12 protein-coding genes are annotated in these 14,105 nt (G+C 28.5%); 1 reads left to right on the forward strand and 11 read right to left on the reverse strand.

The window, feature by feature from the left end; genetic code table 11:
• Positions 1 to 381: 381 nt before the first annotated feature.
• From CWS01_RS10190 to CWS01_RS10240, 11 genes are all read right to left on the reverse strand, one after another.
• Positions 382 to 1,770 (reverse strand): sugar phosphate nucleotidyltransferase, encoded by a 1,389-nt coding sequence (locus tag CWS01_RS10190; RefSeq protein WP_101177094.1) that lies wholly within the window; start codon positions 1,768 to 1,770, stop codon positions 382 to 384.
• A 48-nt stretch (positions 1,771 to 1,818) separates the two neighbouring features.
• Complete coding sequence (locus CWS01_RS10195; protein ID WP_101177095.1) at positions 1,819 to 2,607, reverse strand: WecB/TagA/CpsF family glycosyltransferase; 789 nt, start codon at positions 2,605 to 2,607, stop codon at positions 1,819 to 1,821.
• Positions 2,585 to 3,793: a glycosyltransferase family 4 protein gene (locus tag CWS01_RS10200; RefSeq protein ID WP_235852024.1), complete on the reverse strand. Its 1,209-nt coding sequence runs from the start codon at positions 3,791 to 3,793 to the stop codon at positions 2,585 to 2,587. Before CWS01_RS10200 ends, CWS01_RS10195 begins: the two co-directional genes overlap by 23 nt.
• 61 nt (positions 3,794 to 3,854) lie before the next feature.
• Complete coding sequence (locus CWS01_RS10205) at positions 3,855 to 5,261, reverse strand: MATE family efflux transporter (protein ID WP_101177096.1); 1,407 nt, start codon at positions 5,259 to 5,261, stop codon at positions 3,855 to 3,857.
• Positions 5,262 to 5,818: 557 nt separating this feature from the next.
• On the reverse strand, positions 5,819 to 6,931 hold the full coding sequence (locus CWS01_RS10210; RefSeq protein ID WP_101177097.1) for a CDP-glycerol glycerophosphotransferase family protein: 1,113 nt from the start codon (positions 6,929 to 6,931) through the stop codon (positions 5,819 to 5,821).
• A 298-nt stretch (positions 6,932 to 7,229) separates the two neighbouring features.
• Positions 7,230 to 7,769, reverse strand: coding sequence for an acyltransferase (locus CWS01_RS10215; protein WP_101177098.1), 540 nt, complete (start codon positions 7,767 to 7,769; stop codon positions 7,230 to 7,232).
• Between the two features lie 111 nt (positions 7,770 to 7,880).
• Positions 7,881 to 8,960, reverse strand: a complete 1,080-nt coding sequence (gene gmd, locus CWS01_RS10220) for a GDP-mannose 4,6-dehydratase (protein WP_101177099.1) — start codon at positions 8,958 to 8,960, stop codon at positions 7,881 to 7,883.
• Between the two features lie 16 nt (positions 8,961 to 8,976).
• A complete protein-coding gene (gene fcl, locus CWS01_RS10225) occupies positions 8,977 to 9,939 on the reverse strand; it encodes a GDP-L-fucose synthase (protein ID WP_101177100.1) in 963 nt (320 codons plus the stop codon).
• A 14-nt stretch (positions 9,940 to 9,953) separates the two neighbouring features.
• Entirely contained in the window at positions 9,954 to 10,628 is a 675-nt protein-coding gene (locus CWS01_RS10230; protein WP_101177101.1) for a sugar transferase, read from the reverse strand.
• A gap of 389 nt (positions 10,629 to 11,017) precedes the next feature.
• A complete protein-coding gene (locus tag CWS01_RS10235) occupies positions 11,018 to 11,725 on the reverse strand; it encodes a CpsD/CapB family tyrosine-protein kinase (protein ID WP_101177102.1) in 708 nt (235 codons plus the stop codon).
• Positions 11,712 to 12,452 (reverse strand): YveK family protein, encoded by a 741-nt coding sequence (locus CWS01_RS10240; protein WP_101177103.1) that lies wholly within the window; start codon positions 12,450 to 12,452, stop codon positions 11,712 to 11,714. Before CWS01_RS10240 ends, CWS01_RS10235 begins: the two co-directional genes overlap by 14 nt.
• Before the next feature lie 239 nt (positions 12,453 to 12,691).
• On the opposite strand from CWS01_RS10240, the gene CWS01_RS10245 reads away from it, so the two are divergent.
• Positions 12,692 to 13,456, forward strand: coding sequence for an SGNH/GDSL hydrolase family protein (locus tag CWS01_RS10245; protein ID WP_101177104.1), 765 nt, complete (start codon positions 12,692 to 12,694; stop codon positions 13,454 to 13,456).
• Positions 13,457 to 14,105 lie beyond the last annotated feature (649 nt).

A 14,105-nucleotide genomic window follows, 5' to 3' on the forward strand; every position in this document is an offset into this window, starting at 1 on the left:
CATTACCCATTCTTGTTCCTTTGCCGCCTGCTAATATTTGTGCATAAATCATTCAGTTTATCCCCCTAGAATTCAAAATTACGCAAAAAAAGGAGAGTGAATACCCCCAGGTGAAATATATTTTTATACTAATTTCAACAATTAATTACTAAATACGTTTTCTAATCTATATCCTTAGAATAGAGGGCTACTCTACAATACTATAAAAAATAATTTTATTTGCTCTGGAACATGAGAATGTTAAAAAAATAGATAATAATTACGTAGTTACAGTTTAAACATTGTAATGTTGTTACTCTAAACATCCATGTATTTACAATTCAGAACTAATTTATAAATAAAAACAAGGGAGGGAACCTTTAGCTCTCTCCCAAAAATATATTATAATATCACTTTTGCCTTGGCATTATTAAAATGACTTATGACTTCCTCCCATTTATAAAACAAACGAATAAAGTCTTCCTCACTAATGCCCTTTCCAGTTTGTACTTCAACAAATTCTAGTTCTGTAAAAGCTTTAATTCCGTGTTTCTTTCCTGATGGGATGTGGACTATATCTCCAGCTTTTACACGTGTAATATAATCGTCCAATGCTAATTCGCCTTCGCCCCGAACAATTGTCCATACCTCATCACGCAATTTATGGTAATGATAACTTGAATTTTTTCCTTCGTAAATACAAATTCGTTTAGTAACCATTTCATTTCCATCATCATACTTTGCATAGTCAAGCACCCGTGACCACCCCCATATACGTTCTTCATACATTGGAGGTTGAGTAATATTACTAATCAATTCTTTAACTTTAGGACTCATTGCTTTATCAGCAACTAAAATACCGTCAGGACTTGCAGCCACCACTATATCCTTTAAACCAAGTACAGTTACAGGAATATCAAGTTCGTTTATCAGATGAGAGTTCACCGTATCTTCACTGACTATCCCTTTTCCTATTAAAGATGTGGCCATCTCTTCTGTTAAGGTATTCCATGTTCCAAGATCCTTCCAGTAACCATTATAAGGAAGTGTTACAATGTAACTTGCATTCTCTACTACTTCATAATCAAAACTAATCTTTGGAAGAGTATCATATTGAGATACTAATTTATCATATTGAGTTTCTAGTCCTTTTTTATTCAAAATATCAATCAAATACTTTAATTTAAACGCAAATACTCCACAATTCCAAAGAGCATTCATATCTATTAAAGATTGAGCCTTTACTTCATTTGGCTTCTCTATAAAATGATCTACTCTAAAGTATGAATCTCCTTCAGCGTTTTCTTTAGGCACAATATAACCATATTTAGATGAAGGATATGTTGGTCTTACACCAACTAGTGCCAAATCTGCACCAGAATCTAGTAATATACTTTCTAAATGCTTTACTTTCTCAAAAAAACCGTCCTCAACATAAGGATCAACCGGTAATATAACAACAACTTCATCCTCTGAAATATTCTGACTAGAATAAAGATAGGAAGCAGCTAATGCAATTGCAGGAAAAGTATCACGTCGTTCCGGTTCAATAATAATAGGTACATCCATACTAATTTGACTATGAATCATATCTCTTTGCATCTTAGAAGTAGCTATTATGGAATCTTTAGATAATCCAACTCTTGTCAATTGGCTCCAAACACGCTGAACCATTGATTCCAAGTTTCCATTTTTATTTTCTAATACTTTTAGGAATTGTTTTGAGCGTGTATCATTCGAAAGCGGCCATAACCTTTTCCCTGAGCCACCTGATAATAGTACTAGTTTCAATTTATGCCCTCCCTACTTACTTTATAATCAACTACTGTTAGATACATTTCATTTTTTATTATTAGAAATCGTATAATTCTTATTTTTTTTATAAGTTTGTAAAAATCTATAAACATAAACTGGGTTATTGTAAGCATACCTTTTCCATAGCCTTTTCGGTTCAGAAATTAATCTAAATAACCATTCCAATCCTAATTTTTGAAAAATAATAGGTGGTCTTTTAATATTTCCTATAATAAATTCAAATGCAGCTCCAACACCTAGCATAATCCCATTAATACTATTTCTATGTTTATACATCCAAGTTTCCTGTTTAGGACATCCTAAACTGACAAAAACTAAATCAGGGTTTGTAGAATTTATCATGTCAATAATTTCATCATCTTCTTGCTTACTTAACTCCCGGAAAGGTGGTGAATATTTTCCAACAATATTTATACCTTTAAAGCGATTTTTTAAATCTTTTTCTAATTTATTTAAATTATCATTTGTACCACCATACAAATATACTCGATAACCATTTAATAATGCTAATTCACATAGTTTAAGCATTAAATTAGGTCCATCAACACGATCTTGATTTATATATCCATATTTCTTTAATGCCCATACTAAAGGCATGCCATCTGGTGTACATATTCCTGCATTATTTAAAACTTCTTCAAACTCTTCATCTTCATCCGCAGTGACAAGAGAATGAGTATTACAAACACAAACATAGTCATTTTTTTTATTTTTTATCCAACCCTCAATTACATCTATTGTTTGATTAAATGTTAAAGCAGTTATATTAGTCTTTATAATTTTCCCAAATTTATTTTCTTGATAAGATTGCATCTTTATTCTCCTTAATCACATCCATATATATACCTTTAAGTTGCTTATAATTTATCTCTGCAGTATAATTTTCATTAAACTTCTGAAAAACTTTATTACACATTTGGTCATATCTCTCATAACTAAGGGCTTTCTCTATAACCTTCCCCAGTTGAAATGAATTATTATTTTCAAAATGGAACCCAGTTATCCCATCTTCAACAACTTCTTTTAGTGAACCAATGCTACTACATATTACCGGTGTACCAAACGAATATGCTTCAACAATTGTCATTGGAAATCCTTCATACCATATAGAAGGCACAACTAAATATCTAGCATTTTTCATATATTGTAAAACCACTTCTTCATTTTGTTTACCTAAAAATATTACATCCTCCATAGAATATCTACTCGCCAGTTGTTGTTTTTCTGGACCATCTCCAATAATAATTAATTTTATATTTTTTTTGTCTTGAATACTTCTCCAAGCCTCTAAAAGATGATGGACTCCTTTCTCTATAGAAATTCTTCCTACAAATAATATATAATTCTCATCTTTATTTTTTTGCTTTATTTCCTTACGCTGAATAAAGTTAGGTTTTATTACAACTTTATCACTAGAAATACCACTTTCTACAAATTTACTTTTAGCAAAATTAGTTAACGCAATATATCTATTAACTTTACTATTCCATGTTCCGATGAATTTGTTGACTGATATCATTGACGATACAGGAAGTGTTTGGACATTTGAATCATGATAACAACCATGTCTAATTGAATTAACTATTGAACCTGTTAAACATAATTCACAAATTTTATTATCTCTCAAAAATGTGGCGGCCGGACAAATTATTCTATAGTTGTGTAAGGTTTGAACCACAGGTATTTTTAAAGATGTACATGCATAATAAATAGAAGGTGATATGAGTGGAAAGAAATTATGAATATGGACTACATCAGGTTTCATGTCTATTAAAAATCTTTTTATTTTTTTGTATTCAGTAAAGGACCATGTAGTTTCTATTGCTGCTCTCATTTTACCTAAAGGACCTAGTCCTTTAATGCTATCATTGTGAACAGAATATAGATGTACATCAATACCTCTTGATGACAATAAGTTCATTTCTTGTTCTACTACTTTATCTTCACCACCGCTTTGCTGATAATAGTTATGAACAAATAATATTTTAATTTTAATCACCTACTAATTAAATATTGCTACAGATAAATAAAAATATTGACAATTGATATTTTCTAACATATTAATCGCCTTTTTTAGCTATTAAGACTCTTATTTTTTTATTAAAAACTTTAAAGCAAGTATATGACTCTTCCTTATAAAATATAATGATAAATATTATTGAACAAGATAAACCCAGAATAGTAGATAAAATTTTATCTATATCCACAATATTTAAAACTATAAAAAACACAATGTTAAGAATAATATAAGATATTTCTTTAATACTTATTGCTAAGTCACTAAAATGACTTGAAGAATATAAATACCATATTATAAAAGATACTAAAGTTGCAATTGAGATCGAATATACTGTATTAAATATATTAATTACAATTATATTTAATACAATAGAAAAAAATAGCATTATTACTACAGTTATTAAATATAATTTAACTTTTTTCTGTGCTTTATATAAATTTGAATATACTACATTAATAACTCCTAAAAATGGTAAGGTTAAAAATAATATATATAAATAGTTTAATGAAGGAATATAGTCGGGAATATAAATTTCAATAAAAGCTGATATTATATAATAGATATTTATAAATAAAAATGAAAACATTAAAATGTAATTCTTTAATTTATGATTAATATCTTCTATTTCATTTTCTTTTGCCCTAGCTAGAAAAGGATATGCAATATTAGTAAAGGATGCTATTAAATATGAAAATAAACTTAGTAATGATACTGCAAATGAATAATAGGCAAAGTCAGCATTAGTAAATGATATCTTTATTAACCATCTGTCAATAGAAAAAAATACTGTAGAACATAAATTAGCAATCATTACTGTAAATCCTGTAGAAATTATCCCTAGCAAAACTTTATACTCTATTTTATTATTTTTTATTATTGATTTTTCTTTTTTTAACAAATAAAGATTTAGTAGTAATGATACTGCTATAATTCCCACTAATTGCATTACAATTAAATAATTTGCCCCTTTAGATGAAATTATTAAAAATATTAATAAAGGAACAAAATTGAAAACTGACTGAATGCCTTGTAACAATGAATACCTATCAAATTCTCCTATCGCTCTATAGAATAATTTATAAAAATGTATTAAATTAAACGGTAGAATATACAAAGCAAAATATCTTAATATAATATCTTCGATATAAAATGAAATAGCTAACATTACAATAGATATCACTGTAACAAAAATTGCCAATCTATTATAATATCCTCTTATTTCTCTATTATTAACTTCATTTTTATTTTTGCCACCATATCTAATATAAATTCCATCAGAAAATCCTAGATGAAAAACTCCAGAATACGCAATATATAACCCAAAAGTTCTATATATAGAGTATTGTTCTACACTCATAATCTTTGGTAAAAAGAAGATGCTGAATATTCCAGAAAGCAATGAAAATAAATCAACAAAAACTACTTTAATTATTTTATGATAATACATATATTAGAACTCCCATTGTATCATGTTATAAATATTTCAGAACCACCTATTAAATCTACTGTAAGAATATAAATAATTCATTATTTATATTCTTTCCATGTATTCTATTCCAAAAATTAGATACTAAAAAAATCAATACTACTATTTATTAAGAAATTGAAAGTTATTTTTATATTCTCTCTTCAAAGAATAAAGTATTTCCTAATTATATAAGCAAAGAGATTATCACCTAAAATATTTTAATCCGATAAATAAGATTAACCAGTGCTATTCTTAAATATTTCTAAACACTCCTAAATGCACATTTGCAATTTTATTTCAGCGTTTTCTAATAGCTTGTAATCCGAAAAATTCGGATTATTTCTATATAATTGTTTAATTTTATAACATAATTTTCAACAACAAGAATTATAAAAGAAACTAATATTATCCAATTTTAACTTTAACAATTAATGATTACAATTCTTCCTTTTCCAAAATATTTTTTTATAATATTATATCTTTATTTAAAAAATTATTATTAACTATGAAAAGTAATCAACTAAAATTCAAACTAATTATAAATTTTGAAATTCTCTTTTAATAAACTTTGAAATTCTTTCTGTGGCTCTATCATCCGTATATTTATGGAAAAAGTGCTTTGAAGCTTTAAGATCATATTGAGATAAAGATAATTCATTAATTAAAAATAAATCTTTTAATTTCTTAATTTTTGGCCCAGGGGTGTGTAATAAGTTTTCATAATCGATCACAAGACCTCTAAAATTAGAGTATTCTTCCAAATCAGGAACGTGAAAAATAATAGGTTTATTAATTAAAAGATAATCTACAAAAATAGAACTATAATCTGTGATAAGTAAATCAGATAAAAGCATTAAAGGCCGAACATCTTTATATTTATCAAATCCTACATATAATATATTATTAAATTTTTCTATCTCTTTTTGAATATCAGGTGAATAATAATGCGGTCGAAATAAGATTATATAATTCTTCTTTTCTAATTCTTTATCAATTTGATTAAACTGAATTAAAAGCTCATTTAAGAACTCTTTACTTCTTATTTTATCATCCCTGTGAGTTGGTGAATAAAGAAAAATCTTTTTCCCTGTTTTATTAATTTTAAGTTCCTTCTCAATATTTTGAATCAAAGTATTATTATTAATATTTCTTACTAAATAATCATTCCTAGGCGAACCTAATGGAATAAAAGTCGGTTTACTAGAGCTATTTAACTTCTCGTTATTTAGATAATAGGTACTATCAAAAGAACTTAAACAGATAATATACTTTAAATTAGCTAAAGTATTCTCATAATTTTTCATTATATCTGGATTATTTAGTTCGTTTTTACCTGGAGTACTTTTAGTCCCCCAACCATGGTTAAGAAGTATTATGTTATTTGATAGATTTTTTTGATATGCTCCTGAACTACCAGAAATAATAATTGTTTTTTTGGTAATAAAATAACTTATTGTATTTACAATCCCAATTTTTAATATTTTATTGATCTTATCATAAATTCTATACCATTTAGATTTATAGAACTTTGACGGATTAGAATCTAAATAAATTAAATTTCCCTTCAATTCTAAATTCTTCTCAACCATGTAATTATATATTTCCTGTCCATTATTAAGATTTTCAAAAAATATTATAGATTTCCCCATAAACTCACCCTACTAAATAACTTTCTCTTTTTTATTTTTAATACGCAATCCAAATATTACAATTAAGTAAATTTGCAATCATATCATCAAAAACACCGTTAAAAATACTATTAATATTTTTAAAGAAAATACATAAGTTTATATTTCTACTTTATGCAAAGGCTTATTGAAAAAACATATAAAAATAGTAACATTTAAGATATTTCAAGGTCTCAATATTATCAACAATTCCTAAAGAAAGGAAATCAAAAATTATTTTATATATTATTCTTTTTCTGAAAATCTTATTATTAAAGCACTAAACTCCTGTCCTGAGGTAATTTGAATTCTTCTCATTTTGCTTATAGTAGTATTCTTCAATTGTCGAAATAACTTTACATGGATTTCCAGCCGCAACTACATTACTGCCTATATGCCCTTTTACTACGCTCCCTGCACCAATAATTGTATTATCACCTATAACAGTACCCGGTAAGATAATTGTTCCAGCACCTATAAAACAGTTTTTTCCAATTTCAACTTCTTTAACTAAGGATAGTTCATCTTCGACCTCTTCACCACAGGCAATCATTGCTCTAGTAATAGAATAATCATGAATAAGTATTGTTACATTTATACTAATCACTACATTTTCTTGAATTATTATCTTTGACAAATCAGCTGTGTCAAAATTTACATCTCTGGAAATAAAGACAGGTGGTCCCTCTATTTTTAATCCCATAGATTTTAGAAACCTATAAAAAAGCTTTTGAAAGAGATCTCGATTAACTAAATATATTAAGTTCAACAAGTAACGAATTAATTTATAAAAAATATTCTTAATACGTTTTTTACTCATACATACAACCTCCTCCTAATCATTTATAAAAACTAAAATAATAAGCACTAGTTAATATTCTTAATAGACAAGAAACAAATAGTGCTTATAAATATAATTATTAAATCATCCTTAATCAAACATCTTCTTAACTTTATCTTCTTTCTCAACTTTCTTCATATCCGCTTTAACCATAAGGCTCACCAATTCTTCAAATGATGTTTTTGTTGGATTCCAACCTAATAACGTTTTTGACTTAGTAGGATCTCCCAATAACTGATCTACTTCTGTAGGACGAAAGAATTTAGGATCAACTTCTACAATAACTTCACCAGTTGATTTATCGATGCCTTTCTCCTCTACTCCTTGTCCAGTCCATTCAATTTCAACATTGACATGTTTAAATGCAAGCTCAACAAATTCACGAACTGTATGCATCTCTCCAGTCGCAATAACAAAGTCTTCAGGCTGTTCATGTTGAAGGATTAACCACATACACTCAACGTAATCTTTAGCATAACCCCAATCACGTAATGAATCTAAGTTTCCTAATGTAAGTTTCTTTTGCTTTCCTTGAGCAATACGAGCAGCAGCAAGTGAAATCTTCCGAGTAACAAATGTTTCTCCACGGCGTTCTGATTCATGGTTAAACAATATTCCATTAACTGCAAACATACTATAAGATTCACGATAGTTCTTTGTAATCCAGAAACCATATATTTTTGCAACACCGTATGGAGAACGTGGATAAAATGGCGTTGTTTCTTTTTGAGGTACTTCTTGAACTTTTCCATATAGTTCAGATGTAGAAGCTTGGTAGATTCTTGTTTTTTCAGTTAATCCCAAAATTCGTACAGATTCTAAAATATTTAACGTTCCTTTTGCATCAACATCTAATGTATATCCAGGCATGTCAAAAGAAACACGTACATGAGACTGTGCAGCTAGATTATAAATTTCATCCGGCTGTATCTCACCAATTATACGAGTAATATTTAATGCATCCGTTACATCTCCATAATGCAAGTGAAAATTAGAATTACTTAATAATGCATTTGCTTCTTCGTCCGTCAAAAGGTCCTCTAGACGCTCCTGATTATAAGATGAACTGCGTCGAATAATTCCATGAACTTCATAATCTTTTTCTAATAAAAATTCTGCTAAATATGAACCATCTTGTCCTGTTACACCCGTAATTAATGCCTTTTTCATCATAATCCCCCGAAGTTTAAAGTTTATTATTTCTACTTAATTTTGTTACTTCTAGTTCATTTTCTAGAAACCAATTATATGCTTTTTGTAGTCCATCTTCTAAGGATGTTGATGCCTTCCATCCTAAAGAGTTAATTTTCGTTACATCTACTAATTTTCTAGGAGTTCCATCTGGTTTAGTAGTATCAAACTTCAATTCACCTTCAAACCCTGTTACCTTTTTAACTAAATATGCAAGATCTTTAATAGGCAAATCTTCACCAACACCAATATTGACGATTTCATTTCCTTCATAATTATTCATTAAGAATAAGCAAGCATCCGCTAAATCATCAGAATATAAGAATTCTCTTTTTGGCGTTCCAGTTCCCCAAACTTCTACATACTCACTATTATTTACTTTTGCCTCATGAAATTTTCTGATTAAAGCTGGTAACACGTGAGAAGAGTGTAAATCAAAATTATCATTTTCACCATATAAATTAGTTGGCATAGCTGATATATATTTTGTTCCATATTGTCTGTTATAAGATTCACACATTTTAATACCTGCAATTTTAGCAATTGCATATGGCTCATTTGTAGGTTCTAATTTACCTGTAAGTAAATATTCCTCTTTTAATGGCTGGGGTGCCATTTTAGGAAAAATACAGGTACTTCCTAAAAACAATAATTTTTTAACACTTGTTCTGTAAGAAGCATCAATCACATTTGTTTGTATCATTAAATTATCTCGTATAAAATCCGCTGGATATGCATTATTAGCAACAATCCCACCAACTTTAGCCGCAGCTAAAAATACGTATTCAATTTCCTCTTCTTTAAAAAATCTATCTACTTCTAAAGGATTCCTTAAATCTAATTCACTACTAGTTCTATATACTAAATTAGTGTATCCTTCGGATTCTAGTTTTCTTAAAATTGCTGAACCTACTAATCCACGATGTCCGGCAACATATATTTTAGAAGTTTTATTCATGATTATTACTCTCCTTAAAAAGCATTTTTAGAACCAAATAAAACTAAAACAGTTCTTAATATTATCTTCATATCAAAGAAAATAGTTCTTTCTCTAATATATTGAAGGTCTAGCTCTACCATTTCTGAAAAACCTATATTACTTCTTCCGCTAACTTGCCACAGACCAGTACATCCTGGAAGTACTAATAATCTCTGTTTGTCATAATTACTATATTCAGCTACTTCTCTTGGAAGAGGTGGTCTTGGTCCTACTAAGCTCATTTCTCCTTTTAAAACATTAAATAATTGGGGCAATTCATCAATACTTGTTTTCCGTATAAATTTCCCGACTTTAGTTATTCTAGGATCATCCTTCATTTTAAACATAGCACCAGTAACCTCATTTAATGCTAGTAATTCTTTTAGTCTCTCTTCTGCATCAGAAGCCATCGATCGAAATTTATAAATATAAAATTCTTTCCCATCTTTACCTACTCTTAACTGCTTAAAAAATACTTTTCCCCTTGGGTCTTCTATTTTAATTAATACTGCTACAACAAAAAAAACAATGCTGAGTATTACTAACCCAATTAGAGAACAAACCATATCAATACATCTTTTGGTCAACAGGTAACTTTTGGTAGTAGTAACCGAAATCTTATTTCCTTTAGCTAATTTTAGAGATTCTTCTTTCACAAGGTTTGACATTATTTCACCACCTATGTATAAAATTAAATAGTTTTTATTATTCATTAGTAATGATGTTTCAGTATTGAACCCTTGCCTTTCGGATTCTAAAACAAAATTAATACCATAATTCCCTTCAGCAGCCCAACCTTAAAATTGTTATCTTAACTAACTTAGATTCTAATATTGTATTAGAACTAATTAATATATTTATAGTTTTATTTGATCAATAATAATAATTAGTTGAGAGACATTTTCTAAAACGCTATTTACTTTTTATAAAAAATTTTAGAAAATGCCAAATATTAATTCTTACATATATATTTCTTTATTTCTTTCCTATAGCTTTCTCTATAAAAATCCTTTTTTCTACAAATGAAAGATTTCATTTACTCTGTTTTGATTACCTATTAATTTGTTCCATAATAGTAATAATTGTTATGCTTATCTTGTTTCTTATTATTCAAGACAACGCCTAAAATTTTACCGTTAGATGCTGATAACAATTCCTTTGTTTTGATTAAAGAGTCCTTTTCAGTAGAACCACTGCTCACAACTAATACACTGCCTTGACATATATTCGCCAAAATTTGTGCATCTGTTACCGCAAGTACGGGAGGAGTATCAAAAAGGATAACGTCAAATTCTTCAAGTGCTTGCTCCATAAAATGTTTCATTGCCCGTGAACTTAATAGCTCAGACGGATTAGGAGGAACTGGTCCACTCGACAGGATAAATAAATTTTTTTCATCATGTGCCTGAACAGCTTCCATCAATGGCATTTGATTAGTTAACACTGATGTTAAACCTGATGTGTTAAGGGTATTAAACGTATAATGTACAGTAGGTTTTCTTAAATCTGCATCCACTAACAAAACTGATTTACCTTGCTGTGCAAATACTACTGCTAAATTTGCCGTGGTTGTCGATTTCCCTTCACCTGGACCTGATGATGTTACCATGATAGTCCGTATTTCTTCATCAACACTAGAAAATAAAATATTTGTACGAATAGTTCTATATTGCTCAGAAATTGGCGATTTTGGATCATATTTTGTAATAAGTTTTCTTTTACTATCCAACAATCTTTTTTTGCTGATTTTATTACTTGCTGTCAACTAAATCACCTCTATTTGTTCCTTGACGGCCTCTTAATTTAGCCTCTTTACTTTCATCTATTGTTGTAATTGCTCCTAAAACTGGCAATTCTAACAATTTTTCAATATCTTGTTCTGTTTTCACTGTATTATCTAAATACTCTAATAAAAAGGCGAGACCGATACCAACGATTAATCCTACTACTGCTGCAATTACAATATTTAACGGTGGATTTGGACTAACCGGTGATTGATTCTCTTGATCATCTGCTAGTGGAAGAATATTTACATTATCAACTTTCATTAATTTCTTTATTTGCTTTTCAAAAACCTCTGCTGTTTTGTTTGCAATTTCTAATGCTAATGCAGGATCAGGATCAGCAACAGATACTGTCATAATTTGAGAATTTTGGGCACTTTCCACTGAAATTTTATTATTTAATTCTGCTACACTCATATCTAATTTTAAATCGTTGCGTACATTATTTAATATAGCTGCACTTTTAATAATGACACTATACGTATTAATTAGTTGAATATTTGTTTGTACTTCATTTTGGCTATAAATACTTTCGCTATCTTTCGCTTGGTTTACGAGAATTTGTGTTGAAGATTTGTATTCTGGTGTTATTAAGAAGTAACTTACTACTCCACTTATGATCATGGCGATTAATGTAATGGAGACTATTAATGCGATTCTTTTTTTCAATGTTTGAAATAATTCTTTTAAGCTGATTGTTTCTTCCATGATTTCCTCCTAAAAAAAAATAAAAACATGATAATTATATCATATACCATTGCAAAAATTGTCTTTTCTTGTAATACTTTTACTATTAATGTACTTTTGTATCTCCGAAATCTACTTTACCAAGTAATTTACATTTTTAATAGTCCTTTTTTATTTTAGGGAATAATTCCCTAACTATCTATCTACTTTTTATAATTATTAAGTCTTAATTTTCAATCATATTGTTTATGGAGGTTATAATGAAAGCCACTATTATTGCTTTTTTATCTATTTTGCTAGCTGCTGTTCTAGTAGTTGGAAATATTCATTGGGGGAATAGTCAAACTAGTTCACCTAGTAATCTAAAGAATTCCTCTTCTAATTTAGAGAAAAGTATTGATTTAGATTACTATTTAAGCTTTGCTGAAGCATGGCCAGAAGATTCACAAAAACAATTCGAAACGACATTAAGCAATAATGCATCTTATCATATTGTATTATTAGGATCACAATCAATTGGTGACTCAAAAGTTGGTTTATTGCCTAACTTAAAAGAAGCATTAACAAACACTTACGATAAATATGTATCAATAGAAAATATTGTATATGATGAAACTTCAAGCAATTATGTATTGAATGGTGAAACAAAAAATTTAATTAAACAAAAACCAGATATGATTATTTTTGAACCATTTCTTCTTGCAGATAATAATGTTTTAAATATTAATACTACGCTTAAAAATATCTCTACCATTATAAAAGAGACAAAAGAAGAACTGCCTAATGTGACATTTTTCTTACAACCAGCGAATCAAATCTATAATGCTAGTCTTTATCCAACTCAAGTGGCTGCATTAAAGAAATATGCAGCATCAGAAAATATTACATATCTAAATCATTGGGAGAATTGGCCAGAAGGCGATAGTAAAGAAGTCTTAGATTATATTAATCAAGATGGTACTCCTAATGAAAAAGGATATGAAGTCTGGAGCAATTATATAACTGATTTTTTAGTAAATAAATAATACGAGCAAATTTGCTCGTATTATTTATTTGTTCTTTATAAAGTACATTTATCATAGCATCGTCCTTTATTTGCGTAAATAGGGAAACTTGGGTTTTTTTGTCGTTTTCCAATTGTAAACGATACCAGTTTCTTCTATATATATTTTGTTTGTTAAAAAACATTCAACTTTACTTACAAAATATGGTGAATAACTTGAATAAAGGTACATTAGAAATGTTTTAAATATTGACGAAACATATTCTAGAGTGAAATTCATCAATAGAGATTTCGCTAATAGATAATTTAGATGTAAAACAAATCCTTCAGGATTATCATTAAAGTGTCCCTAGAAAATTCTTTCTTTTAATTGACCGTGACATTTCTTTATAAATATTTTGGTCTTTTATTATCTTTTTCTTGCTGGATAGACAATTATGCAATAACGCCTTTTATTTGCATATTATATAATAATTTTTTCTACAATCTTGGCACAGATGAAAACAAAAATTCTACAAACAACTAATTGGTATAATTCAACATTAGACTTTTCTTTTTTGATGGTCTTTTAACGTTTCCCCGTATATTCTTACTTGTGATCTTAGCAGAATGAATAATCGCACCTCTTCTTCTGTAAAACTTTATTTAACTCTGTAATATATCTATCGGTA

It is taken from the genome of Niallia nealsonii, assembly GCF_002835805.1.
GTDB classification, from domain to species: Bacteria; Bacillota; Bacilli; order Bacillales; family Cytobacillaceae; genus Niallia; species Niallia nealsonii.